Annotated in this window: 22 protein-coding genes; 8 read left to right on the top strand and 14 right to left on the bottom strand. The window is 43.4% G+C overall.

From position 1 onward, the window contains the following. Positions 1-25 precede the first annotated feature (25 nt). Together IPL34_RS13295 and IPL34_RS13290 are read left to right on the top strand one after the other, a co-directional pair. Positions 26-586 carry a Uma2 family endonuclease gene (locus tag IPL34_RS13295; RefSeq protein ID WP_296841931.1) on the top strand — a complete coding sequence of 187 codons (561 nt, stop codon included), beginning with the start codon at positions 26-28 and terminating at the stop codon, positions 584-586. Between the two features lie 60 nt (positions 587-646). Further along, complete coding sequence (locus tag IPL34_RS13290; protein WP_296841930.1) at positions 647-1,276, top strand: uracil-DNA glycosylase family protein; 630 nt, start codon at positions 647-649, stop codon at positions 1,274-1,276. On the opposite strand, the gene IPL34_RS13285 is transcribed toward IPL34_RS13290, so the two are convergent. Then, on the bottom strand, positions 1,273-2,322 hold the full coding sequence (locus IPL34_RS13285) for a DUF4325 domain-containing protein (protein ID WP_296841929.1): 1,050 nt from the start codon (positions 2,320-2,322) through the stop codon (positions 1,273-1,275). The two genes, IPL34_RS13290 and IPL34_RS13285, sit on opposite strands and share 4 nt — an antisense overlap. Before the next feature lie 307 nt (positions 2,323-2,629). Here IPL34_RS13285 and IPL34_RS13280 point away from each other — a divergent pair, with 307 nt between their 5' ends. Continuing rightward, a complete protein-coding gene (locus IPL34_RS13280; RefSeq protein ID WP_296841928.1) occupies positions 2,630-2,875 on the top strand; it encodes a hypothetical protein in 246 nt (81 codons plus the stop codon). 244 nt (positions 2,876-3,119) lie between these two features. Continuing rightward, the gene (locus IPL34_RS13275; RefSeq protein ID WP_296841927.1) at positions 3,120-3,695 is read left to right on the top strand and encodes a DUF1269 domain-containing protein; all 576 of its coding nucleotides are present in this window, start codon (positions 3,120-3,122) and stop codon (positions 3,693-3,695) included. Positions 3,696-3,754: 59 nt separating this feature from the next. On the opposite strand, the gene IPL34_RS13270 is transcribed toward IPL34_RS13275, so the two are convergent. The 6 genes from IPL34_RS13270 to IPL34_RS13245 are packed head-to-tail and all read right to left on the bottom strand — an operon-like array spanning position 3,755 to position 9,650. Next, complete coding sequence (locus IPL34_RS13270; RefSeq protein WP_296841926.1) at positions 3,755-4,096, bottom strand: Na+/H+ antiporter subunit G; 342 nt, start codon at positions 4,094-4,096, stop codon at positions 3,755-3,757. A gap of 5 nt (positions 4,097-4,101) precedes the next feature. Beyond that, positions 4,102-4,371, bottom strand: coding sequence for a K+/H+ antiporter subunit F (locus IPL34_RS13265; RefSeq protein WP_296841925.1), 270 nt, complete (start codon positions 4,369-4,371; stop codon positions 4,102-4,104). Next, complete coding sequence (locus IPL34_RS13260; RefSeq protein ID WP_296841924.1) at positions 4,365-4,859, bottom strand: Na+/H+ antiporter subunit E; 495 nt, start codon at positions 4,857-4,859, stop codon at positions 4,365-4,367. The genes IPL34_RS13265 and IPL34_RS13260 overlap by 7 nt, the downstream gene beginning before the upstream one ends. Beyond that, complete coding sequence (locus tag IPL34_RS13255; RefSeq protein WP_296841923.1) at positions 4,859-6,379, bottom strand: monovalent cation/H+ antiporter subunit D; 1,521 nt, start codon at positions 6,377-6,379, stop codon at positions 4,859-4,861. The genes IPL34_RS13260 and IPL34_RS13255 overlap by 1 nt, the downstream gene beginning before the upstream one ends. Next, positions 6,376-6,816, bottom strand: coding sequence for a Na+/H+ antiporter subunit C (locus tag IPL34_RS13250; RefSeq protein ID WP_296843070.1), 441 nt, complete (start codon positions 6,814-6,816; stop codon positions 6,376-6,378). Before IPL34_RS13250 ends, IPL34_RS13255 begins: the two co-directional genes overlap by 4 nt. Before the next feature lie 2 nt (positions 6,817-6,818). Next, positions 6,819-9,650 carry a monovalent cation/H+ antiporter subunit A gene (locus IPL34_RS13245; protein ID WP_296841922.1) on the bottom strand — a complete coding sequence of 944 codons (2,832 nt, stop codon included), beginning with the start codon at positions 9,648-9,650 and terminating at the stop codon, positions 6,819-6,821. Between the two features lie 339 nt (positions 9,651-9,989). Here IPL34_RS13245 and IPL34_RS13240 point away from each other — a divergent pair, with 339 nt between their 5' ends. After that, a complete protein-coding gene (locus IPL34_RS13240; RefSeq protein WP_296841921.1) occupies positions 9,990-13,661 on the top strand; it encodes an AAA family ATPase in 3,672 nt (1,223 codons plus the stop codon). A 38-nt stretch (positions 13,662-13,699) separates the two neighbouring features. Here the strand turns inward: IPL34_RS13240 and IPL34_RS13235 are convergent, their stop codons facing one another. Both IPL34_RS13235 and IPL34_RS13230 read right to left on the bottom strand, forming a co-directional pair. Continuing rightward, positions 13,700-16,183 carry a hypothetical protein gene (locus IPL34_RS13235; protein ID WP_296841920.1) on the bottom strand — a complete coding sequence of 828 codons (2,484 nt, stop codon included), beginning with the start codon at positions 16,181-16,183 and terminating at the stop codon, positions 13,700-13,702. Between the two features lie 5 nt (positions 16,184-16,188). Next, entirely contained in the window at positions 16,189-16,743 is a 555-nt protein-coding gene (locus IPL34_RS13230; protein WP_296841919.1) for a hypothetical protein, read from the bottom strand. 90 nt (positions 16,744-16,833) lie between these two features. On the opposite strand from IPL34_RS13230, the gene IPL34_RS13225 reads away from it, so the two are divergent. Continuing rightward, entirely contained in the window at positions 16,834-17,337 is a 504-nt protein-coding gene (locus IPL34_RS13225) for a hypothetical protein (RefSeq protein WP_296841918.1), read from the top strand. A 76-nt stretch (positions 17,338-17,413) separates the two neighbouring features. Here the strand turns inward: IPL34_RS13225 and lysS are convergent, their stop codons facing one another. Beyond that, positions 17,414-18,925 carry a lysine--tRNA ligase gene (lysS, locus tag IPL34_RS13220; protein WP_296841917.1) on the bottom strand — a complete coding sequence of 504 codons (1,512 nt, stop codon included), beginning with the start codon at positions 18,923-18,925 and terminating at the stop codon, positions 17,414-17,416. 15 nt (positions 18,926-18,940) lie between these two features. Then, positions 18,941-20,036, bottom strand: a protein-coding gene (gene prfB / locus IPL34_RS13215; protein ID WP_296841916.1) for a peptide chain release factor 2 whose coding sequence is annotated in 2 segments (ribosomal slippage) — positions 18,941-19,963 and positions 19,965-20,036 — 1,095 coding nt in all. Because the reading frame shifts where the segments join, the coding sequence is not laid out codon by codon here. Between the two features lie 378 nt (positions 20,037-20,414). On the opposite strand from prfB, the gene IPL34_RS13210 reads away from it, so the two are divergent. Both IPL34_RS13210 and IPL34_RS13205 read left to right on the top strand, forming a co-directional pair. Continuing rightward, positions 20,415-21,383 carry a GGDEF domain-containing protein gene (locus IPL34_RS13210; protein WP_296841915.1) on the top strand — a complete coding sequence of 323 codons (969 nt, stop codon included), beginning with the start codon at positions 20,415-20,417 and terminating at the stop codon, positions 21,381-21,383. Between the two features lie 327 nt (positions 21,384-21,710). Then, positions 21,711-22,361: a TetR/AcrR family transcriptional regulator gene (locus tag IPL34_RS13205; protein WP_296841914.1), complete on the top strand. Its 651-nt coding sequence runs from the start codon at positions 21,711-21,713 to the stop codon at positions 22,359-22,361. A 68-nt stretch (positions 22,362-22,429) separates the two neighbouring features. On the opposite strand, the gene IPL34_RS13200 is transcribed toward IPL34_RS13205, so the two are convergent. The 3 genes from IPL34_RS13200 to sppA all read right to left on the bottom strand — a co-directional run bounded on the left by IPL34_RS13200 (position 22,430) and on the right by sppA (position 25,161). Beyond that, entirely contained in the window at positions 22,430-23,611 is a 1,182-nt protein-coding gene (locus IPL34_RS13200) for an acetyl-CoA C-acyltransferase family protein (RefSeq protein ID WP_296841913.1), read from the bottom strand. Positions 23,612-23,739: 128 nt separating this feature from the next. Continuing rightward, positions 23,740-24,177 (bottom strand): GFA family protein, encoded by a 438-nt coding sequence (locus IPL34_RS13195; protein ID WP_296841912.1) that lies wholly within the window; start codon positions 24,175-24,177, stop codon positions 23,740-23,742. 30 nt (positions 24,178-24,207) lie between these two features. After that, positions 24,208-25,161, bottom strand: a complete 954-nt coding sequence (sppA, locus tag IPL34_RS13190; protein ID WP_296841911.1) for a signal peptide peptidase SppA — start codon at positions 25,159-25,161, stop codon at positions 24,208-24,210. Positions 25,162-25,298 lie beyond the last annotated feature (137 nt).

Raw genomic sequence — 25,298 nt, 5'->3', positions numbered from 1 at the left:
CCTTCAATGCTTAGAGAGTACACGCATGTTTTCAGTCGAAAATACAATAAGTCGTGAGCAATACCTACTCCAAGAATCTCAAAGTACTCAGCGTCATGAGTACTTTCAGGGACAAATCACCGCAATGGCAGGTGGCACATTTAACCATGCTCAAGTAGCAGGTAACGCCTACTCACTACTACGCCAAAAACTCATGGGCAAATCTTGTCACCCTATGAATAGCGACATGCGTGTCCACACACCCTCAGGGTTAGATACCTATCCTGATATTTCGGTTTATTGTGGCAAACCAGAGCTGGGCGACAACAACACAACCCTATTAAACCCCAGCATGATTATTGAAGTACTTTCACCTAGCACTCGTGACTATGATCGTGGTGGCAAATTTGCACATTATCGTTCCTTGCCTCCACTACAAGACTATATCTTGATCGACCCCGAACAAATCATGGTCGAACATTTTCATAAAATCAGCCGCGATGAGTGGCATTTTTACATTCATACTCAAGCCAGCAACACCCTAAAGCTCGAAGCATTAAACATTGAGCTGTCGATAGCTGAGCTTTATCACGGAGTACTTGCCTAAAAATAGCTATATCCATCCATTAACCCTACAATCTCCGCTCTCTAACATCCTCAAACCACCATGACCCAGAGCATTATTTACCCCTATCAACCACTCATTGACCATCAAGCTGCACTCCGCACTTGTAGACAGTGCCCCCAAATGATCCCGCCCGTCATTACCTGTAACCCGGTACTCACCCCTATTCTTATGATCGGGCAAGCGCCGGGGATTCGTGAGGGGGATTTTCAGCGTCCGTTTGCTTGGACGGCGGGTAAGACTTTGTTTAAATGGTTTGCAGCATGTGGGATTACAGAAGACCCATTTCGTGAGCGGGTGTATATGGCAGCGGTGTGTCGTTGTTTTCCGGGGAAGCACCCTAAAGGTGGTGATCGAGTACCGAATCAGGAAGAAATCGCTAATTGCTCGCGCTGGCTTAATGCTGAACTGGACATACTACAACCTGAACTCATCATTTTGGTGGGTAAATTAGCAATTAATCAGTATTTGCCCATTAAACGTTTAGAGGAAGCTGTTGGGCTTATCCACCGTAAAACGCTTCAAGGACGCGAGGTCGATTTACTACCACTCCCGCATCCGTCGGGCTTATCCACTTGGATACATAGCGATACGGGTAAAACACTACTCAAAGCCGCTCTGCAAGCCTTATGTGAGCATCCTACTTGGCAAGATATGCTACAAACGCTTTAGCTATGAGTTAAAGCACGCCGAATCATAGCCTCAGTATCGGGATTAGCATTTTCATACTTTAACTCTAATTCGGCATGCTGATTTTTAAATACTCTAAACACTTCATCTGCAAATGCCTGACCAATAGATTCAACACCCTCAAAATCAAAAATAACTACTTTAAAACGTTCTATACGTGAAAGGACTCGCTTAGCTTGAGATCGAGATATAAGCTCCTCATTACCGTATTGGGCTAATCGAACCGGTACTACGGTTTTAACAAATCTATAATCACCATCATCAGAAGTATAAAAATCAAATATTTCTTTGGTAGTGCGCTGAGTATTATGATGCAACTTCATACCTACTAAAGTACCCGAAACACCTAATGTACTTTCTACGATCCAATCTTCTATTTTATCATGCTCATGCGAAAAAATGATGTCATTAGAATCAATTATGAACTGATCAAATATGCGCGAAGAGAAAAATATTCCCTCACCAGAATGATTAGCAGGGTCTGTAGTTAATTTGCCTTTAGATAACTCCAACACTGCATGGCGCTCATCCTCAAGATCCATAGCTTTTTGAATTTTTCTAAAAATCCCTTCACCTTGATCATAAATGCTGATCCAAGAATAAGCCGCATTAGAAACTAATTTTATAAAAACCACTGAGCTATTGGAGTGATCAATCGCATTATTTAGCATTTCCGTAAAACCATAGTGCCAAATACTTTGCACATTTTTAGCTAAGTTAAAACGAGCAAAGCGAGGCAATATATCATTGCGCCACACTCGATCCTCATCCAAACCTTGCAAATCATAAGTCTGTTGCCATTGATCAAGCACTTTGAGCTTATAGGCCTTATTGCGAGTCGCTCCACTCACCTCCAATAACTCTTGTTTAACCAACTCTTGCAAATGGCGATTGACCGCTTGACGTGAAATATCGAACTGTTGCGCGGTGAGATGGGATAAGTCATTGGGGTGATTAGCAACGTTTTCAATAATAAACTGACGAATCTCTGCGGTCTTAGCACGCGTATTATTGATTAACTCATTCATAGGTTAACATCCTTTTGTCAACTTTTATATCAATAATTGTCAACTAGAATAAATGTTATTGTCAACAAAACCTTGGAAATTCTTTTAATGCTTATCAAAGCCTGCTGACTTAGGGCTTCTAATCCCTCTTACTGATGACTTTGCCTTTAGTGGTTCAAATGAAATGCTAACTTTTGACATCACCGTGAATTATTCACCTTTTAAACGCTGCTTAGATCACCGTTTTAGGGAACTTATCGGAGTACTTTAACACTGTAGTCAGTTAAAAAAGTTCCGAAAAACATTGAATTAATGCGAGGTGATTCAAATGAAAAGCGTAGTGATTGGTTTATTAGGTGTTGCTCTCATCTTAGGCATGAGTGAAGTGAACGCTAGACGTTTACCCCCTGATCTGATTGATGGCAAACTCATTGTTAAGCAAAAAATTAAGTTTCCCATCCCCCCTGTGTGCTTAAGTTGTCCACCTTTTGATCGCGCCAACATTAAAGACAAAGTAATCGATCCTAAAATTATCAATCCTAAATTGGATCAAGTGCGAGCACCTGGGCGCTAAGGGACTCGTTTCAACAATGGGCTAGCTAAACTCCTCCTAGCTAGTCTATTGCAGTTGTTCTAGTAAAAAACATTATTATCTACCCTCATACATATCACTAGAGCTAAAAAATATCAGCTCAGCCAACCTCAATTTACTGAGCTAACCTAGCAAATTTAAAAAGCTACCCGCATTTATGCTATATACACTCATAGACTTTCTGCTCATGTGCCTATTAATGATTAATCCAACTAGGAGAAACCTGATGAGTGCTCTAGTCGCTATTGCTTTTAAGGATGAAAAAAGCGCATTTGAATTGCGTGAAAAACTGGTCAGCATGCAAAAAGAATATCTCATTGATTTAGAAGATGCTGTAGTGGTCACTAAAAATGCCGATGGTAAGGTGAAATTACATCAAGCGGTGAATTTAACTGCTGCGGGTGCGGTGAGCGGCAGCTTTTGGGGTATGCTGATTGGCATGTTATTCCTCAACCCTATACTAGGTGCAGCCGTTGGTGCGGGTGCAGGTGCATTATCCGGTGCGCTCAGTGACATTGGTATTAATGACAACTTTATGAAAGAGTTAGGCTCTTCTATCGCTCAGGGTGGCTCGGTATTGTTTGTCTTAGTACGTTCTGCCACCACGGACAAGGTATTAGAGGGCATCAAAGGTTTTGGTGGCACAGTTCTGAAAACCTCACTGACTAAAGATCAAGAAGATCAATTACGTGAAGTGCTAGCCGCCCCGGGAGTCAAAGAAGAAATGGAGCAAGCACAAACGGTATCACTAGATAAGCCCGCCACTGATAACACCAGCACACCCGCAACCTTCACTCCTTAACCCTGTATAGGAACAAGAACGGTATTGATAATGCCGTTCTTTAATTCCATTTGTGACGGTTAATGATCTTTTTGGCTCAATTCTTTATTACGAGTTTGATCTTGTTGTTTAAGCTTTAAATGCAGTGCGGCTTTAGCCAACATATAAGCACTCACTGGAGCGGTAATAAATAAAAACACGGTAATTAATACCTCATGCACACTAATCTCACCTACTTTCAGTGAAAAATACAAAGCCGACGCCACTAAAATCGCTCCTGTCCCTAAGGTAGACGCTTTCGTCGGACCATGCAAACGCATAAAAAAATCGGGTAATTTCACTAAAGACAATGAGCCTAAAAAGGTAAATCCCGCACCGATAATAATTAATAACGACACAATAATTTCAACTAAATCTGGCATGGGTATTACTCCATAATATCGCCGCGTAATAAATACTTGCTCAAAGCTAAAGTGCCGACAAATCCCATCACTGCAATTAATAACGCAGCTTCAAAATATAAGGGCGAACCTTGTAATAGACCGAATAAAATAATGAGAGCAATCGCATTAATATATAAAGTATCGAGTGCTAAGATACGGTCAGGCAAATCAGGACCTATTAAAAGCCGTACTAAACTAAATACACAAGCCAAACTGACCAAGGTAAAACTAATGATGAGAGCAACACTTAGCATGGCTTAAGTACCTCTAGTAAGGGTTTTTGATAACGCTCGTGCATCGTTTGTAACGCTGCTTGAGTATCCTCAACATGCAAAGAATGAATCAGTAAGCGGCGTTTATCAGCAGAAAGACTACAAGAGACTGTTCCGGGTGTCAGTGAAATGGTACTAGCGAGAATGCTAATGGCGACTGGAGAAGTCAGCTCTACCTCTAATTCCATAAAAGCAGGTTTAAGTTGTTGATTACTCCCTATGACCCAACGTGCTACTAATAAATTAGCAGTAATAATATCATATAACACTATCCCCAAAAACTTTATAAATAACCAAGGCTTATTAATACACACCCGATCTGGCCAAAAACTTGCTGTGATAATAGGTAAAATAACACTTAATAGTGTCCCTAATACGATATGCCCCATGGAAAAATCATTATTTAATAACAGCCATATAATAATAAGGACTACTGACAGTATAGGATGCGGGAATAACTTACTGAGCATTATTGAACTCCCTGCATAGGATTAGCCAATACGGCTTGGATATAAGCCTTAATATCTAATAATTGTTGCGCAGTTTGCAGCATAAACTCAGTAATGGGATGAGCCAATAGCACTAATAAAGGGCTAGCTAAGAGTAAAGCATAAATGGGTAATAGTGCCGTTTTTTGCAAAGGTATCTCGGCTCGATGATCATGCGCGGGGAGGCGATAAAATAACAAGGTTCCTGCACGCGCCATACTGACTAACATCATTAGCCCCGCACTTAACACCACCGCTAAAATCCACCCTTGCCATGGATGAGTAAGGGCTGATTTTAGAATCATCGCTTTACCCAAAAACCCTGAGAGCGGCGGCAACCCCACCATCGCTACCACTAAAGCAAAATAAACGATACCTAAATACTTCGCCCCCACCATTAAAGGAGCATTCTCTAAACGATCCCCCATACTGCCTCGACCTATTGCAATCAAATCAGCTAGTAAAAAGAATGCCGCTGCTAATAAGGTGGAGTGGATTAAATAAAATAATAATGCTGCTAATGAATGGGGCGTATTAATCCCTAGTGCTATTAATAAAGTGGCGACTGAGGCTAACACCACATAGGCTACTTGACGGCGTAAATGAGTGGCTGCAATAACTCCTAAAGCCGCTAAGACTAACGTAATTAATCCCGCCCCTAATACCCAAGGTTGATAGAAATGAGCTAACTCATTGGCCTCTGAACCAAACATTGTGCCATGTACACGAATAATCGAATAAATCCCTACTTTGGTCATAATGGCAAATAAGGCCGCTACGGGCGCGGACGTACTGGCATAAGTCGCAGGTAACCACATATAAAGTGGAAACATCGCCGCCTTTAGTCCAAACACCACTAATAGCGCAAACCCTGCTGTCATAATTAAACCATGACGCTCTACTGGGGCTTGGGCAATTTTTAGTGCTAAATCGGCTAAATTTAGCGTACCTAAGGAGCCGTAAATAGCGCCCAAGGCAAATAAAAATAATATTGATCCTACTAAATTAATGACGACATAATGCAAACCGGCCTGAATACGCTCTTTACCCAAACCATGCAACATTAAACCGTAAGAAGCTAACAGTAATACTTCAAAAAAGACAAATAGATTAAACACATCTCCGGTTAGAAATGCGCCATTTAATCCAAATAATTGAATTTGAAACAACACATGGAAATGTAGCCCTTGCTTATCAATATCTCGTACTAGGGCATAACTCATAGCGATTAAAGCTAATACAGCGGTGAGTAACACCATGAGCGCGGCGAATTGATCGAGTACTAAGACAATGCCAAAAGGTGCTGGCCAATTACCTAAGTAATACACATAGCGCTCGCCACTTGAAGCTATGATAAATACACCTAGAGCTATAACCACCAAACCACTTAATAAACCTAGGGACAATACTCGCTGCCACGGTAAGCCGCCTTTACGTGCCAAGAGCTGTAATAAACCACCTACTAAAGGAAATAAGACTGTCCAAATCGGCAGATGATTCATGGTTTGGACTCCTGATTAGCAGCAGTATGCTCTTTAGTTACACGCTCGCTAGTAGAATTATTTACTTCTTTGTCTGCCTGCTCAGACTCCTGAATCTCTGCACTACTGGGCAAATAAGCCTTACCATCAATATGATCCGTGCCCAAGGTATCGCGTGCTCTTAACGCCAGCACAATCAAAAAGGCTGTCATACCAAATGAAATGACAATCGCCGTTAGCACTAAGGCTTGGGGTAGAGGATCTGTATAAGTATCAATCTTTTCGCTCAGTATGGGAGGTATCCCAATCTTTAAACTCCCCATAGCGAATAAAAATACATTTACCGCATAAGAGAGAAAGGTCAAACCTACTACAACCGGAAAAGTGCTCGGTCTTAAGATCAGATACACGCCACAAGACACCATCACACCAATACTTAAGGCAATTAACAATTCAATGCTCATGCTTTGCCTCCTTGAGTGGACTGTAAATCGCCCGTATGCTCAGTCTCGATATAATTTAAGCGCCCCAATTGCACTAAAATCATAACCGTCGCCCCCACTACCACTAAAAATACGCCCGTATCAAACGCCATAGCACTCGCTATTTCAAACTTACCTACAATAGGCCAATTTAAATAAGTGAAGGTTGAAGTGAGGAAGGGATAATCAAATAACCATGCGGCTAAACCTGTCACGGTAGCAAACCCAATCCCTAAAGCTAAGACGCTGTGCATATCAAAGCGAATACGCTCCGCTGTCCAGACAATTCCATTAGCGAGGTTTTGTAACACAATGGCTAAAGCGGCAATTAATCCTGCAATAAATCCCCCGCCGGGCAAATTATGTCCGCGTAAGAAGATAAAAATAGCCACCATCAGCATCATCGGAAACATAATGCGTGCTTGCACTTGTAAAATCAGTGGATGTGATTCCCGATTCCACGGAATACTTTCGGCATTGCGTTTAGGTGCATAAAGCTTAATGTCCTGTAACAGCGCCACAATGCCTAAACCCGCGAGCGCTAACACCACAATTTCACCCAAAGTATCAAAGCCACGGAAGTCGACTAAAATCACATTAACCACATTCGTTCCGCCTCCTTGGATTTTACTATTAGCCAAAAAGTAGGCAGAAATCGGTTGTAGATCACGCGTTAATACCGCTAAGGTCAATAAAGCAGCCGCAAAGCCTGCTCCAATCGCCCAAGCAATATCTTGATAATGGCGCTTATTAGAACTAAACATACGGGTATATTGTGGCAAGAAATATAACGCCAGCATCAGCAATACTACCGTCACAATTTCAACTGAGAGTTGAGTTAAAGCTAGGTCAGGTGCGGAAAACTTAGCAAAGCCTAATGACACTACTAATCCCACCACGCCTAACATCACTAATGACACTAAACGGTAGCGGTGCATCAACACAGTGAGCAGACTGCTTAAAATGAGTCCCGCAATAGCAATGAAGGTTACACCATCAACTGGCATTAGTTCGCGCGTACCGAACAAGGTTTTTCCCTCAAAGCCTACTAGCCCCGCCAATAATGTCGCCCCTAGAAACCAAACCAACATATTACGCAAAGTACCGCGATCTAAACGTCGAGTAATGCTTTGTGCCGTATAAATCAATCTATCTAATATCGCTTGATAAACGATCCGCGCATCCCAATGCGCCAAACCCTGCTCATACCACGCAAATAAAGGCTTACGCACCAAATAAACGGCAATACCCCCACCTAATGCAATAATACTCATCATTAAGGGCGCATTGAAACCATGCCAAATCGCTAAACTATAATCGGGAGGCGGGGCTTGTAACGTACCTGCTACCATCACATACAACAGCTCAGCCACGGTATAGGCTGGAAAAACGCCTACTGCAATACAGGCCAATACCAGTAGCACTACTGGTATTTTCATATAGCGCGGTGGCTCATGCGGTTTTTTAGGTAGATCAATCGGTTCGCCATTAAAAAACACATCATGAATAAAACGGGTGGAGTAAGCCACTGAAAACACTCCAGCGAAGGTTGCCAATACTGGAATAACCCACGCTAAAGGCGAAATCGCCGATACCGTTAGCGTTTGATCAAAAAACATTTCCTTACTCAAAAAGCCATTAAGTAATGGCACACCAGCCATAGCCGCCGAGGCAATAATAGCCAGCACGCCGACATAGGGCATATATTTCATCAAGCCATTGACCCGACGCATATCGCGCGTACCCGTTTCATGATCAACAATCCCCGCCACCATAAACAAGGAGGCTTTAAAGGTGGCATGATTAATAATATGAAACAGTGCCGCCACGGCTGCGAGTTGGGAGCCAATGCCTAGCAATAAAGTAATCAACCCTAAGTGGCTAATCGTCGAATAAGCGAGTAGCCCTTTAATATCGTGCTTAAATAAAGCGGTAAAAGCGCCCAATAATAAGGTCAACATCCCCGCCGTACCCACCAACCAATGCCATTCGGGCGTGCCGGAAAGGGCTGGAAAGAGACGCGCAAGGAGGAAAATACCGGCTTTAACCATCGTGGCAGAATGCAAATAAGCCGAGACTGGAGTGGGCGCTGCCATCGCATGCGGTAACCAAAAATGAAACGGGAATTGAGCCGATTTAGTAAAAGCACCTAATAAAATCAATACCAGCATCGGTACATACCAAGGGTGCGCCCGAATTACCTCACTAGAGGCGAGTACCTCAGTGAGATTAAAACTTCCCACCATATGCCCCAAGATTAACACGCCCCCTAACAGTGCTAATCCGCCCATGCCAGTAATTGTAAGTGCCATACGCGCCCCTTGACGCGCATCCGAACGGGTATACCAATAACTGATTAATAAGAAAGAGCTTAATGAAGTTAGCTCCCAAAAAATCACTAATTGCAGCAGATTTTCTGATAGCACAATACCCAGCATAGACCCCATAAAGCTGAGCAAATAGGCAAAAAAGCGCCCCATAGCATCTTGAGGAGCTAGGTAGTAACGCGCATAGATAATGACTAAAAGCCCTATGACCAGTATCAATAAGGCAAACATTAGCCCCAACCCATCCAAGCGAAAAGCAAACTCTAGACCAAGGCTAGGAATCCACTCCCAACGTTGGATTAAAGTCTGTCCCTCAAAGGGCAAATGCAAGGCAGGAACTAATAAAACAAAAGCACTAATAGTAATGAAAGCGGCTGTCCATGCTGCGGCGAGACGATTAAATCGTGCTGCCATAGCGGCTAACAATGCTCCCAAAAAAGGCAGCAATACTACGATTGGCAAGTTAAAGGCTAATAATGTCATAGGCTCGCCACGGTTGTTTAAGTCTGGATTACCGCATTATAGACAGAGCTAAATGACGATTTATAGTTCTCTAACACTTTTCAGTTTAATTTACTTAAGTAGCTAGCTAAAAGTAATCGTGTGTTTCTGTAGCAGTCTTGGCGGCAAGGATGCCGCCTTGAAGCGTAGACGGACGTATTTATAGCGTCTGCGGAGGAAATGCAGGATTACTTTGGCTCAAGTACTTAGTTCATAAAGCAATGGGTGCATCTAACCTTGCTCAAAAGCATTAGAGTACTTTCCTCCTACTAACGACTGGTTTATGTTAGCCCCTCTGACTGAAAAGGGATTGGTTTAACTATGCGCATCCTGCATATTCGCTTTAAGAATCTAAATTCACTGGTGGGAGAATGGTCGATAGATCTCACCCAACCCGACTATTTATCGGATGGCTTATTTGCGATAACGGGCCCTACGGGAGCGGGTAAAAGTACTATTTTAGATGCGATTTGTTTAGGGCTATATGGTTGCACACCGCGCTTAGGGCGCATTACCAAAAGTGCTAATGACATTATGTCGCGCCATACCGGAGAGTGCTTTGCCCAAATTACCTTTGAAACCCAGCATGGGCAATTTGAAAGCACATGGAGTCAACATCGCGCTCGCAAAAAAGCCGAAGGTGAGCTACAAAATCCACAGCATAAATTGATCAGTATTACCCAAAAACAAACCTTGGCGGAGAAACTCTTAGAGGTCAGTCGTGAAATTGAAGTGGTCACAGGTTTGGATTTTGAGCGCTTTACCCGCTCGATTTTATTAGCCCAAGGCAGTTTTGCAGCGTTTTTACAAGCCAGTGCGGATGAACGCGCACCTATTCTAGAGCAAATTACGGGCACTCAGATTTATAGTGAAATTTCGATCAAGGTACACGAGCGTTCTACGCAAGAACGTAAACAACTCACGCAATTACAAGCCGAACTCAAAAGTCTACGCCTACTTGATCAGCAAGAAGAACAACATCTGCGCGAGCAATTAGCTCAGTGCCACACACAAGCGCATGACTTAAGCCATCAGATCAAAACCACTGAAGCGGCATTGCATTGGCGTCAACATCTAGCTCAACTAGAGCAGGAGTTGGAGCAAGTAGCACAAAATAGGCAGCAATTAAACGCTCAACAACTCGCTTTTGAGCCAGAGCAAAAACGTTTACAGCAAGCTTTACAAGCGTTGGAGTTAGCGGGTGATTATCAACCTTTACTCTTGATGCGTAAGCAGTCTAATGAGCTAAGCCAACAGCAAAGCCACTTGGAACAACAAATTCCTCACGCTGAAATGCACTTACAACAGGCACAAGCAGCACTGGCACTAGCCCAACAAACGTGGCAACAAGCTAAAGATGAGTCAGCCCGCCAGCGACCGTTATTGAATCAAGTACGAACAATAGATTTTAAACTAGCTCATCAACATATTCAGTTACAGCAGTTGCAAACTACCTTAGTGACTCATAAAACTAAGCAATTAAGCCTTACTCAAGAGCATAATGACGTAGTGCAGCAGTTGAGTACTCAACAATTACTATTAGCACAAGTACTAAATTACTTGCACACTCATGTGGCTGATGCAGCCTTAGTCAGTGAGTTTGCGGGCTGGCAACAACGCTTTAAACACTTACGGCAATTAAAACAGGCGCTCCATCAACAGCAAAAGGACTCTGCCACTCTACAAGACCAGCAACAGCACTTAGCCCAGACCTATGAACAGGTTCACCAAGCATGGAATCAAAGTACTCAACAGGTGGCTGAACTGCATAGTGAGCTACAACATAATGAGCAATGCTTGAACCAACATTTACAAGGCAAAACCATCAATGAGTGGCGTAATACAGCAGCTAGTATCAAGGAACGCTTACAGTACTTAGAGCAAGCACAGGCGACCCTAACTAAAAATACTGAATTAGCACAGCTCTTAAGCGCGTTGCAGCACACTACCCATCAGACACAAACTCAATTTGAACAACACACTCAAGCCTTAGCACTCAAGCAAGCGCAGCACGAAACTTTAGAGCTAACAGTTCATAGTCTCACTGAGCGGCAATTATTTGAGGAAAAGATTCAATCCTTAGAACAGCATCGTCACGCGTTAGAGGATAATCAGCCCTGCCCTTTATGTGGTGCATTAGAACACCCGTTTGCGCGGGGTAATTTACCGCTGCAATCCGATACCGCCAAGGAACTCAAGCGTGCTAAACAAGCGGTTACACAAAGTAACAAAGCACTACAAACCTTGCAGCAAGACATTACACACTTACAAACCACACTAGCCACTCAAGCCGAGCGCACTCAAACCTATCAAACCCAACTCAGTACTCAAGCCCAAGCGTTAAATCAATTAATGCAACACTTGAATCTAGCTAATGCTGATCTCAGCATGGAGTCCTTAGCTGCCTTGCGACAAACTACTCATAACCATTATCAAGACACTCAAGTACTGATTGAGACGATTGAAAAGGTAGAGCAAGCCCTGAAAGTAATCCACAGTCAACTTGCTACGGCACAAACCACTCTACAAGCCAATAACGATCAACAGCAACAAGCTCATTTTGCTTTACAACACACTAGACAAGCCTTGCAGCAAGTAGAGAATCAATGTCTGGAATCAACCCAGCAGCTCCAGCAGGAGTGGGCAGAAGTGCAAGCATTACTCCTACCCTTTAGCATGGAAAAATTGCACTTAGATCACTTAGACACCCTAGAACAAACCCTCAATACACGGCGCAATGCTTGGCTGCAACACTCTGAACAGCAATTACAGGTCAATCGCTCAGTGCAGGACTTGACCCAACAACAAGCGGCACTCACGGAACGCTTACAAGGGTTAGCTAGCGAAATTGCCGTATTAACCACTGAGCTTAGCACTCAAGACTCTGACTACCATGCACTGCATCGGCAACGCTTTGTTCTAGTCGGTGATGCTTCAGTGGAGGCGCTTGAGCAACAACTCACTCAAGCACGGGAACACGCAGAAGCACAAGTGCAACAGCAACAAGAGCGTGCTCAATTAGCCCAAGGCGCTTTAACTACGCTACAAGTACAATGGGAGACATTGCAACACGATAAAACTAATACTCATGCCAAGCTAACCGTATTAGAACAACATTTTATTGAGCGCTTGCAACAGAGTGCTTTTAGCTCCGAAACGGAGTATCAAGCCGCCGCATTACCTGAAACAGAGCGTCAGCGCTTACATCAGCAAGCCCAAGCATTACATCTAGAGGCAGCCGAATTAGCCACTAAAGAACAAGATAAAAAACTACAATGGGTGGCATTACAGGCTAAACAACTTAGCGACTCTTCAGCAGCAGCCTTACAAGACCAATGCACGACATTGCAAACTCAACAGGTTGAAGTGTTGCAAACTATAGGTGCATTACAACAACAATTAGCAGCGCATCAAAAAATCAAAGTCGAGCAAGCTAAACAATTAGCCGCGATTGAATTGCAGCGCCAAGCCTCCGAACGTTGGGAGCAGTTGACCCAACTGATTGGCTCTAGTGATGGCAAAAAATACCGTAACTTTGCCCAAGGTCTAACCTTTGAAATCATGATTCATCACGCTAATCGACAATTACGTAAAATGAGCGAACGCTATTTATTAGTACGCAACGCCACGCAACCGTTGGAGCTGAATGTATTAGATACCTATCAAGCGGGAGAAATTCGCTCGACCCGTAATTTATCCGGCGGGGAAAGCTTTTTAGTCAGTTTAGCTTTAGCGCTAGGACTGTCACATATGGCGAGTCAAAATGTACGAGTGGATTCCTTATTTTTAGATGAAGGTTTTGGCACACTGGATCAAGAAGCCTTAGAAACAGCACTCGAAACCTTATCTAATCTACAACAAGAGGGGAAATTAATTGGTATTATTTCCCACGTACAAGCACTGCAAGAGCGTATTAGTACCCAGATTCGAGTGCTCCCACAAACGGGGGGGCGCAGCAAATTAATAGGGGTGGGCTGCCAATTATTGGCTTGAACTTAAACTTAAAATCAAATTCAGCCCAAACCGCTGGTTCACTCTGTCTCGCTGCACTGCATATATTGTGACATACATTGCCCCATACATTGCATCGCTTGCATTAATTCAGGGGGTGGAGCCATTAGATTGTCCGAGTTTTCCATTTGCTCACCAAGGGCTTGAATTTTTTTCATTCCATCACAACTGCAATCACAACTCAGTATTTGAGGATTAGCCGTCATATTACTACCCTCATCATTAGCACTGTCCTCATTATCTTTATTAGTAGGAGCGGGAAATAAACTTGGCATCATAGTCGATATGGTACTGTATAAATTATCACGATAAACCTTCATACCCTCGGTATCAATGCTGCTAAACGTTTGCTTCATATCATATAGCCAACCGAAAGGTTTAATAATTTCACCAGAAAAAGAATCTATTTTTTTACAGCCTATTACCATACCTTGACGATCACGAATTAAATTACCCCAACGACATACCGTACCACTTAATTTTACCTGCAATAAGCGACTACTATATTCTATGACTTCAACTGTACCGTTACTGGGAATAGCATTAGGACTTTTAGGCACGGGCCAAGGAAATAAAATATCTTCCACCCCACTATCCCCTAATATGCCCGACGCCATACCTTTAAAATTGCCTTTTGCACCAAAAGGCACACCCGCTGGCAATACTGAGAGATGAAACGACGCTTTAGTTGCTAGCTCATCGCCTTCACTCGGCAGCTCTACCTGCTCTAAACTAAACTGAGTAATGGTTTCAAATAAGGTATTTTGCATCATACCTTGTACATTAGCGATTTGAGGCATCAGAAAAAAGGATTGAGATAAACCCTCACTACTACCGAATATATTCATAAAGCTATCCGTACTTTTTTCTCCACCCTGCATAGGTGTTGCACCTAACCCATCCTTATTTTGAGCAGCATGGTTTAGTACGGCTCCTTGAGCTTTTTTGACAGGCGCTTTACCGGTTGCGGTGCTTTGTAAAGTACTGATTTCCAAACCAAACTCTAAATTAACTATTTGAGTATTACGTGAGCTATGTACTTTATCAGTGGGGTCCTTGGGGCTATGTACTACTATAATACGATTAGTATAAGTACCTGCGTTATTGTCTTGTTGATGCGTGAGCCATGTTTTAGGGTGCAAACCATCCGTCTTTTGCTTACCTGTAAAAGGTTTCTCTAAACAAGTGCCTTGTGGATAGGCATTTAAAGCATCATAACAATTAAATAAATCTTTAAAGGGCATACCTACCACTTTAGAGCCTAATTTCGCGGTTGCTAGATGAATATTATCCAAATTTTGAGTCGACTTATCCTGAGCTATAATCTTTACTGCACTAAGTGAGTTAGGAGAAAGCCCTGTCACTTGTATATTGATGCATTGCCCACTCAAAGGCTCCATCTTAAGCTGTAAGGTTTGGGGATTTTTTTGTGGATCTAACTTTACTAAATGGCAACCTCTAAAAGTACGTGACAGCCACATACTTTCACCCAACTCTGGAAAGCGTTTCTCACCCCACAAACTATAAGCCGCTAGGAAATCAGGAAATAATAAATATAATCCACCTTTCGTATATTGAGTGATGGCTGACTCGGATTTTAAGTAGTTATTTAACCATTTTAGCGCATCTTCCTCTTTATTAAGCCAAGTGCTTTTTTGGTAGTAGCGAGCCGTATAACTATAATCGTCATTATAATAACGTTCCGCCAAATAGCGCCAAAATGAACTCACATAATAATCTTCAATATCCAAATGCTTAGGTGGAGTAACCATATTATTGGGATATTTTTTGACTCCATACCAACTTTTGCCATAACCCGTAGCTCCGGGCTTCCAATTAGGAAATTTATTCCGGGCTAGTTTTAAAGACAACGCATCGGCGGTTCCTTCCGTGATCCATTTATCTGTGCCACAAGGTTTGCCTTGACTGAGCGCATTACTTGCCTGTAATACATGCACGATTTCATGCGCTAACCAATGGTAAATCATCGGTTCCGCGCTCAATTGAAAATCCGCTCGATTGAGGCGCATAAAACTAACGCGGTATGGATCATAAACCCCATTCACACAGGCACTACTGGTATTGGCGGGGCTGTCTAAGTCGGTCATGTATAAGCGAATCACGGGTTTACCCTGTTTGCCTTTAACTACGGGTCCTAAATGCGGATAAGGGTAGGCAAAACCGAGCCTTTCGTAAGCTTGCAACATCTCAGTGGCATAACCTTCAATCAGCTTTTTACGGCTAGGCGTCAGGCAATTTGCCTCATCAGCCGCACTGTCTTCCTCCTCACCATAGTTACGCTCATAAAACTCATACGACCACGGGTCTAAAGAAGTGGTTGCACCCGCCTCTACCCCTTCCACAATACCAGAGACCACTTTGCTCCCTATGCTGGAATTAGCATCGGCAAAAGGTTTGCCACAAAATACTTCAAATTCACGCGTTTGCTCTGCCCAACTCAGTGAACTCAGTACCAATAATATGCACGCTAATAAATACTGCATGATTCTCACCGTGGGGCTTGGGCATTTTTAATAAGCTGGGCTAAGCGCGGCATAAAGGGTTCCAGTATTTGACGCTCCGCTGGTTTTAATACGTTACCCAGTGCTAGGCGATAGCTGAGTATTTGTGCTGTTTGGGTATCGGTGGAAGGAAGTTGATTGAGTTGCTCAATAGTGGCAGGTGCTGGGTTATTCTGTTGCGAAGTAAGCGCATCATAAGCATTGGCTAAGTGCTCCAAATCATGTTGCCACGCATCCACTACTAGGTCGAGTTCATAAGGGTAACCATAATCTTGGAGGCGCTTACTTAAAGCGGCTTGCCCCTGCATTGTATCGAGCTTTTGCGCTTGTTCCAGCCACTTGAGCCAATCCAGCATTAGGTTAGCCTCTTTTGCGAGGGAAGGCGTCTTAGGTAGTTGGCGCTGCTCTTGTTCAATACGGGTAATGAGTTTTTCTAGATTAGCGGCATTGAGTGGCTCGCGGTGCAGTTCAGCCCAATCGTGGGCGTAAACCATAGGTGCTAACAATAAAATTAACCATAAACCAACACGGCTCCACATCATAACTCACTCGCTTTAAGTATGAGATTTAGATCATACCGCGCTTAAGTGAGAATTCAATGAACCTGTCTTAGGTAGAATATAAAATAATCAATGGCTCAAGACACCCCTGAAGCCTTAATACTCGCCATTTTGTGTGACTTTAAGCAACGCCCGACTCAAGATGTGGTCAATTACATTGTGACTCGTTTAAAGCAATTATCGGGGGATGATGAGCAACGGTTTCGCAATTACTATGAAATGTTGGAAACTTTAGCGGATAATAGAGACCTACACGCTCAACTGTTGGAGGCAAAAAACATGCTAACTCACGTAGATTATAAACGCTTCTCAACTTATCAGTGGGGGCTAGAAGATGGTATTAATGAAGGAATGGCTAAGGCACGTACTGAGTTAGAATCGTTACTTAGTGAAAAAGATGAAGCGATTAAACTAGAACAGCAAAAATTGCAACAGGAAAAACAACGAGTTCACAATGCGGTTAAACAACTCATTGCTCTCAATGCCATGTCCTATCAAGCGATTGCTGATTTGTTTAAGCTCAGTATTGAGGAAGTAGAAGTGATTGCCCAAGACATCCAACAGACTACACACTAATCAGTAGACACCTTTTTATAAAAGAAAAAAGCCAGATCACTCCGACTTTTTTCTTTTTCAAAGCAACCAGATAGCACTACTCTGGGCGCATATGCGGGAATAGTATGACATCACGAATCGACGGCGCATCGGTAAATAACATTACCAAGCGATCAATTCCAATCCCCTCACCTGCGGTTGGCGGCATACCATATTCTAAGGCACGCACGAAATCGGCATCATAAAACATTGCTTCATCGTCCCCCGCCTCTTTCTCTCGTACTTGCTGCAAGAAACGCTCGGCTTGATCCTCGGCATCATTAAGCTCAGAGAAGCCATTGCCAATCTCGCGCCCACCAATATAGAACTCAAAGCGGTCGGTGACGAAAGGGTTATCATCTTTACAACGCGCCAACGGTGACACTTCAGCCGGATGTTCCATCACAAAGGTCGGCTGTTGCAATAAATGCTCAACAGTCTCCTCGAAAATCGCAATTTGCACCTTGCCTAAACCATCACTGTCTTTCGTGTGAATATGTTTGCGCTTAGCCACTTCACGCGCGGACTCAAGGTTATCAATCTGCTCCGCTGTGACATCAGAGTTATATTTTAAAATCGCATCGCGGATCGTAATACGCTCAAAGGGTTTAGCAAAATCAAATACTTGACCTTGATAGTGTACTTCGGTCGTACCTAATAAATCCTGCGCTAGCCCTTTAAATAGGCTCTCAGTCAAATCCATCATATCGTGATAGGTAGCATAGGCTTGGTAGAATTCAATCATAGTGAATTCTGGATTATGACGTACCGACACCCCTTCATTGCGGAAATTGCGGTTGATTTCAAACACGCGCTCAAAACCACCCACCACCAAACGCTTTAAATATAATTCTGGCGCAATACGCAAATACATCGCCATATCCAGCGCATTATGATGCGTCACGAAAGGTCTAGCCGCCGCGCCCCCCGGAATCACTTGCAGCATCGGGGTTTCGACTTCGAGATAGTCGCGCTGAGTAAAGAAGTTACGAATATAGCTAATGATTTTGGAGCGCATACGGAAGGTATTACGCGACTCATCATTCATAATTAGATCGAGATAACGTTGGCGATAACGTTGCTCTTGATCGGTTAAGCCGTGAAATTTTTCCGGTAATGAGCGCAGTGCTTTGGTGAGTAAGCGAATGCTTTGTACTTTAACGGATAACTCACCCGTTTTAGTTTTAAACAAAACACCCTCAGCACTAATAATATCGCCTAAATCCCAATGGGCGAAGTCATGAAACGCTTCTTCGCCCAAGGTATTTTGCTGCACATAGAGCTGAATCCGCCCAGAGGTATCGGATAAGGTAACAAAGCTCGCCTTACCCATCATGCGGCGCAGCATGATACGTCCCGCCACGCTCACTGGTATTATATTAGCTTCAAACCATTCTTTATCATGCTCACCGTATTGAGCCGCTAAATCAGCTGCTTTATGTTCACGTACTACCTGATTAGGAAAAGCATTGCCTTTAGCACGCAAGGCTTTTAGTTTTTCACGGCGCTGTGCCATGAGTTGATTATCATCATGATGGTCATTCGTGACGTGATTATTAGATTCACTCATTTCATTTAATCCGTTTTAGAGTCCGCTTTTGAGGCTAGCTTCAATAAAGCGATCAAGGTCGCCATCGAGCACGGCTTGAGTATTGGAGGTTTCGATACCTGTGCGTAGGTCTTTAATGCGCGATTGATCCAAGACATACGAGCGTATTTGACTACCCCAACCCACATCCGACTTGGTTTCTTCTAAGGCTTGCTTTTCAGCATTACGCTTCAGTAATTCCAGCTCATACAGCTTGGCGCGTAATTGCTTCATCGCGGTGTCTTTGTTTTGATGCTGAGAGCGCCCATTTTGACATTGCACCACAGTATTAGTGGGTAGATGCGTAATACGCACGGCTGATTCAGTACGGTTAACGTGCTGACCACCTGCACCCGAGGCACGATACACATCAATACGCAAATCGGCTGGATTAATATCAATTTCGATATTGTCATCAATCTCAGGCGACACAAATACACCTGCAAAGGAGGTATGACGCGCTCCGGCTGAGCTAAACGGTGATTTACGCACTAAGCGATGCACACCCGTTTCGGTTCTAAGCCAACCAAAAGCATATTCACCTTCAAAACTAATCGTGGCACTTTTAATCCCCGCCACATCGCCCGGAGATACCTCGATCAGCTCAGTTTTGAAGCCTTTTGCTTCACCCCAACGTAGATACATACGCAACAACATTTCAGCCCAATCTTGCGCTTCTGTGCCACCCGCACCGGATTGAATATCAAGGAAGGCATTATTGGGGTCTAGTTCACCGGAGAACATACGCTGAAACTCAAGTTTTTCGACTTGGGCTTGAAGACCATCTAGCTCAGTCACCACAACCTCGACCGTGCCTTCGTCTTGTTCAGCCTCCGCCATTTCGAGCAATTCATTAGCATCACTCAAGGCAGTAGTCATTTTATTAATACCACCCACGATATTATCTAAGACTACCCGCTCTTTACCTAAGGCTTGAGCACGTTCAGGATCATTCCAAACACTAGGCTCCTCTAACTCGCGGCTGACCTCTTCTAGACGCTCTGACTTTACCTCAAAGTCAAAGATACCCCCTCAGCGCCTCAATACGCTCTTGTAGGTCTTTGATACGACTATAAATCGGATTTAATTCCATGCTGGTTCACACTTTATTCATTACTAAAGAAGTGGGGGATAATACCAACCTATGATCAAAACTGTAACCCATTTTAATCGCTTGATGTCGGAGGCTTTAGGCAACCCTACCATTAGTCAACTTTGGGTTAATTAAATGGTTTGGCTAAGGTATTTCCCCACTTACTCTGTTAGAATAAAGCTCATATAGTCAATTTATAATAATTCTAATCATGTTATGACCTTGCCAAGTCACTTTGACCCTATCCAACGCTATAACCCCGTTATAGTGAACTCTGCCATTGTGCTTATTCAACTCACTGGCTTAGTTTTAAAATCAATCGATTATATAACGGTGAGCTGGTTAACTTTATTCCTAACCAGTGGTTTAAGTGTCCTTATGATGTGGTTTTTAACTCAGCTCTTTTACCAAGGGCGCACTGCTTGGCCGAAATGGGATCAGCAATTTTCTCATTTACCCTCTATTGCCATTAGCTCACAAATCATCATGTGGTTTCACTTAGCGCCCTCATTAATTAATGCTATTGCTTTACTGTGGTTTCTAGCTCGCGTGGCGGTCAATGGGCGTTTGTCTATTGCATGGACTTGTGTTTATTCGACCCTTCTGATGCTAGATTATGCGCTTAATGTACAAGGCACATGGGCTAGTCATCCATCCACTTATCTCGCGGACATCAGCTTTATGGTGGTATTTGTGAGCTTAAATCTGTACTTGGGGGTTTTTTCCCAATTAGAGGCTAAACGCGATGCACTGAATCTCACTAATCAGGCAAAGCTTTTAGAAAATCAACGCCTCATGGCGATGACCAATGCTGAATTAGAGCGCTTATCGTTTCAAGACCCTTTGACCGAGCTTTATAATCGACGTGGCTTCGAGAAATACAGTTATCCTCGCCCGCTGGATTTAGCCATTTTGATGATCGATATTGATGATTTCAAACTTTATAATGACTTTTTTGGTCATCCGGCGGGGGATCAGTGTATTTATACGGTTGCTCAAATTCTAAAACGCTTTGATACACCTAATGCGCTGATTGCCCGCTATGGAGGCGAGGAATTTATTATGGCACTGCGTGGTTATAATGAGGCGCAAAGTTTAGAAATCGCAGAGCGCATTCGTACTGTTATCCAACAAGCCGCTATTCCCCACCCCTGTGCTCGTGCGGCTCAGGTAGTCACCGTGAGTATTGGTATAGCCTGTTCTCATCATGCTTCTGAGTCACTCACTCCGGTGATTAAGCGTTCTGATATGGCGCTTTATGCAGCCAAACAAGCGGGGCGTAATTGTACTCGCCTCTTTCAAGCAGGCATTACCGAAACCTATGTAGCTCCTGCTCCCGTTAATTGAGTCTGGCATTATAGTAGCCTTATTTAGAGCCACCTTATTAAACTTGCTTTTTAATGATGCTAAAAAAGACTTAAACGCTATCCGCCACACTAATGCCCAAAGTGCAGCAACATAGGGGCTATAAGTAATTGTCTAAAAAACATAAAACCCGCTTTTTTGACTACTCGGTTAAGGATAAATAATCGAGTGGTCTAAAAACTACCCTGCTATCTTTAGACTCCCCTAATCTAATAAAAAAGCTTAAAATAATTTTTACTATCGAGGGACGGAATAATCATAGTATTGAGTATTCTATTTTATCTTTTATTTTTTAAGAACTGATCAATTATGCCAATAATTTCAAACACCCCTAGTAAAGTGGTTGGACGGATTAGAAAATTTAATGAAGCGAAAATATTGCAGGCCGCAGAATTAGAGTTTGCGGAGCATGGTTATAAAGGTGCGAGCATTAATAATATTGCGCAACGGGCTAAGCTGGCGAAGGCTAATATTCATTATTATTTTGGTAGTAAGCAAGAACTCTATCTAAAGGTGCTAGAAACTACACTCAAGCTCTGGGATCAAACTTTAAATGATTTCAAACCCGAAGACGATCCCGCTTTAGTGCTTAGCACTTATATTCGACAAAAAATCACTTTTGCCCAATCCAATCCTTTCGCATCACGCATTTTTGCTAAGGAGATTCTCAGTGGTGCTCCAGAACTCAAAGCGTATCTTAACAAGGATTACTATGAATGGTTTCAAGGGCGCGTAGCTGTAATTGAGTCATGGATTGCACAAGGTAAAATCTTACCCATTAATCCCACTCACCTGATCTTTTTATTATGGTCATCGACTCAGCACTATGCTGATTTTGAAACGCAAATTTTAGCGGCACAAGGAAAGCGCAAACTTACCCAAAAAGACTATGATACGGCTAGCCAAACGTTAACTGAGGTTATTTTAAGAGGCTGTGGTTTAACTATACCGAGGCTTTAGATGATTAGCGGTGGATAAAAGAGAGTAGTACTGACACTACTCTCTTATAAGCTTATATACGCTTAGGCTTAGAGACGCTCAAATATAGCAGCAATACCCTGACCGCCACCAATGCACATGGTGACTAGAGCATATTTACCATTCACACGTTGTAATTCGTATAGGGCTTTAGTTGCAATGAATGCACCTGAACAACCGACGGGATGGCCTAGCGCAATGGCGCCTCCATTAGGATTAGTTTTGGCTGGATCTAAGCCTAAAGCACGCGATACTGCAATAGCTTGAGCAGCAAAGGCTTCGTTAGATTCAATCACATCCATTTGATCGAGGCTCAAGCCCGCTTTTTTGAGTGCGGCTTGAGTGGCTGGAATAGGACCTTCACCCATAATATGGTTAGGTACACCCGCAACGGCATAAGACACCAAGCGAGCCATCGGTTTGTGACCTGCTTTCTCTGCTACATCGGCGGCGGCTAATACAAAGAAGGCTGCACCATCATTGATACCAGACGCATTACCTGCGGTTACTGTGCCGTCTTTTTTGAAGGCAGGACGCATTTTAGCCAGTGATTCCATCGTGGTATCAGCACGACCGTGCTCGTCTTGAGCAAAAGTCACTTCGCCTTTTTTGGTTTTCTTCACAATTGGAACGATTTGTGACACAAAACGACCATCAGCAATCGCTGCTGCTGCGCGACGTTGTGATTCAACTGCAAAGGCGTCTTGCTCTTCACGAGTAATATTCCATTTTGCCGCTAAATTTTCAGCCGTAATCCCCATGTGGCCCGCGCCAAACGGATCGGTGAGTACCGCAACCATCGCATCAAATGCAGTAGTATCCCCCATACGTGCACCTGAACGTAAAGCAGGTAACATATACGCACCGCGTGACATAACTTCTACACCGCCGCCCACGCCATAGTCAGTGTCGCCTAACATAATATTTTGTGCACTGGTCACAATCGCTTGTAAGCCAGAAGAACACAGACGATTCAATTGCATAGCAACCGAATCCATAGGAAGCCCTGCATTAATAGACGCTACACGCGATACATAAGCATAACGGCTATCAGTAGGAATGCACGTACCTACAGTGACATAATTGATCTGTTGCGGATCAACGCCAGAACGTGCAACGGCTTCTTTCATCACGATTCCACCTAAATCGGCTGGCTCCATATCGGATAAAGACCCACCGAAAGCACCAATCGCTGAACGAACCGCACTAAGCACAACAACATCTCTGCTCATGTAACACTCCTCTAGTTAAAACGTTAGCAAAATTAAGATAGCTAAGGGTAAAGTCAAACCAGCGGAATAACAACTGTTCTGCTCAGTTTTTTATAAGGATTTTAGGAAAATGTCGACAGCCTTGGCTTTTAACTACTTACTTGATCTAAGCGTTCACTATCACGTCCTTGACTAAATTGGGGTAGTTGATCACTAATTACTGACCAATTCGCTTTAGAACCTACATAGATATGAGCATCGGGTAATAGATCTGCTAAAGGTGTGTCTAAAGTACCCAATGTGACTTCTACAAAACCCGTCTCTTGAGCAGGAGCAAACGTTAAGCTACTCCCACAATGTCGACAAAAACGTCTGATAGTGCCATTAGGTGCTTGATAGGCTTGTAGTTCAAGCTCCCCTTGTAGCCACTTAAAATCGGCTTGTGGCACGGAGGCAAAGGTGGCAAAAGCAGCACCGTGAAACTTACGGCACATAGAGCAATGACAATGTGCCATTTTAGGGCTTATGCTACGAGCTTCATAACGTACTGCTCCACATAAACACCCACCCACGTAAACCTTAGTCATCACGACGCTCCTTTTACTATCGCGCCATTATCAGTACATACGCGGTTGTGGCGTACTCGATTGCATAAACCATTGGCTAACCGAAGTACCTAACTGCTCACCGATCTTATCTAAGAAATCTTTTTCTGAAGTAAAATTCACCATAGTCGGCGCTTTTACCACTTCACGTGCTACATAGCGCTCATCCCCTAGCTCATCGATTAAGCCTAGCTCTTTAGCGCCCTCACCTGTCCAAATTAAACCCGTAAACAGATCAGGATTATCTTTTAAACGTTTGCCGCGCCCCTCTTTGACGACATTAATAAATTGCTGATGCGTCATATTAAGCAAGGTTTTCACATGCTCCACTTCTTTGGGGTTTTCTGGCAAAAAGGGATCTAACATGCCCTTATTTTCCCCTGCGGTGATGAGGCGGCGCTCAACACCCAATTTATTCATCGCCTCCACAAAGCCAAAGTTATCCATACGCACCCCGATGGAACCCACGAGGCTGGCTTTATCCGCATAAATCTTGTCGGCGGCGACCGCGATGTAATACCCACCAGAGGCACAAATATCAGACACTACGGCATAGACTGGAATATCTTCGTGTAAAGTTCTCAAGCGGCGAATTTCATCATTAATTTGTCCCGCCTGCACCGGACTGCCCCCCGGACTATTGATGCGCAGTAATACGGCTTTGGTTTTTGGGTTAGCAAAGGCTTTACGTAAGGAAGGAATCACAAGGTCAGCGCTCGCATCCGCCTCATCCATAATCACACCTTTAATATCGACTACGGCGGTGATTTCCGAGGCAGTGATAGAGTCATCACTATTCGTACCAAGTAGGCCCATTATAAAAATGGCTCCTATTATTAATAAGTAACCCCAAAACAGTAACTTAAAGAAGATACCCCAACGGCGAGCACGGCGCTGCTCCTTGAGTCCTTCCAGAGCAATGGTTTTAAGTGCTTCAATAGCATTAGCATTGTTTTCATTATCCATACTGGCAAACTTAATCCTGTGTTAGTTGTGGTTAACAAGTTAGCATAAACGCGCTTTTAGCACCCTATTGTACCTGACCCCCGATGCTACTCTACCCCCCATACTTAAATAATATTTAGCTAAGGTGCTCGTGATAA

Source organism: Thiofilum sp., from assembly GCF_016711335.1.
Taxonomy (GTDB): Bacteria; Pseudomonadota; Gammaproteobacteria; order Thiotrichales; family Thiotrichaceae; genus Thiofilum.
Note: the sequence above shows the minus strand (reverse complement) of the source record. Positions and strands in the feature narration are given on the sequence as shown.